Raw genomic sequence first — 1,395 nt, forward strand, 5'->3', positions numbered from 1 at the left:
CTTCGGGCCAGTCGGAACGTCCGCGACCGAAGCCCGCTTCTTCCACTTTGCGACCGTCTTCTGGTTGATCCCGTAGCGCTTGGCCAGCGCCCTCAGGCTCGCTTGACTATGTTGTATCGCTCGACGGATCGCCTCTGTCGTCGTGGCGCTCCCGTGAAGAACCTGGCCCATAGCGCATCCTTTGATTCGGACGACAAGGATGCTCCATCAAAGATCCCATGACCGGTGGTGGATAGCGACCTGCGCTCTGGCAGAGTGGGGTTGCTGACCAACAACTCTGTGGAGGCCAATCATGCGTGTTGTAGCCGATCGATCTGCGGCGTCTGCCGCTATCCGCACCGATCTTGGCGCGATCTTCATTTCTTTGGAACTCAGTAAATCGACCTGGTTGATCACTTCGCTGTCGCCGGGCAGTGGGGAGAAGATGTCGAAACATGCGGTACGCGGCGGCGATATCACAGGACTGCTGGCACGCTTTGCCCAGCTTCAGGACAAGGCACAGGCGCGCGCCGGCCGGCACTTTGCGCTTGTGGTCATTCAGGAGGCGGGTCTCGACGGCTTCTGGATCCATCGAATCCTGGAGGCCGAGGGGATCGAAAGCCATGTCGTCGACGCCGCCTCGATTGCCACGTCGCGCCGGCGGCGTCGTGCCAAGACCGACAAGATCGATGGTGAGGCGTTGGTGCGTGCGCTGCTCGCCTACAAACGAGGCGAGCCGCGCGTGTGCGCGATGGTTAGGGTACCGAGCGTCAAGGAGGAGGACCATCGGCGCATCGGCCGTGAACGCAAGGTTCTGGTTGGTGAGCGGACCTGCCATCTCAACCGGATCAAGGGCCTGCTGTTTGCTCAGGGCATCACCGGCTACGAGCCCCTGGGACGTGACCGGCGACATCGGCTTGAGGAATTGAGGACCGGCGACGGCCGCGCAATGCCAGAACATCTGAAGGGGCAAATCCGTCGCGAGCTCGACCGAATCGAACTGGTGATAGCCCAGATCAAAGAGGTGCAGGCCGAGCGCGACGCTCTGCTGGCCATCGAAGTCGCCGAAACTCCAGCAGCGACATTACTCGATCTCAAGGGTATCGGCCCCGAGTGTGCCGCCATCCTCTACTCGGAAGGGCTGTTCCGGCACTTCGATAATCGCCGGCAGGTCGCCGCCTATGCCGGGCTCGCGCCGACGCCTTGGCAGAGCGGATCGGTCCAGCACGAGCAAGGCGTCTCGAAGGCCGGCAACCCCCGACTGCGAACGACGATGATCGAGTTGGCCTGGCTGTGGCTGCGCAATCAACCGAGTTCAGCGCTTACCCGCTGGTTCCACGAACGCGTGATGCGCAATCAGGGGCGCCTCAAAAAGACAACCATCGTCGCCCTTGCAAGGAAGCTGCTCGTGGCGCT

General features: G+C 62.0%; 2 protein-coding genes. One reads left to right on the top strand and one right to left on the bottom strand.

What is annotated here, in order from left to right; genetic code table 11:
- On the bottom strand, nucleotides 1–171 hold a 171-nt coding region (locus NKH36_RS34635; RefSeq protein ID WP_502912180.1), incomplete at its 3' end, for a helix-turn-helix domain-containing protein.
- A gap of 121 nt (nucleotides 172–292) precedes the next feature.
- Here NKH36_RS34635 and NKH36_RS34640 point away from each other — a divergent pair.
- Nucleotides 293–1,395: IS110 family RNA-guided transposase (locus NKH36_RS34640; RefSeq protein ID WP_352966301.1), on the top strand; the 1,103-nt coding region annotated here is incomplete at its 3' end.

The sequence above is a fragment of the Mesorhizobium sp. M1312 genome (genome assembly GCF_040318115.1).
Classification (GTDB): Bacteria; Pseudomonadota; Alphaproteobacteria; order Rhizobiales; family Rhizobiaceae; genus Mesorhizobium.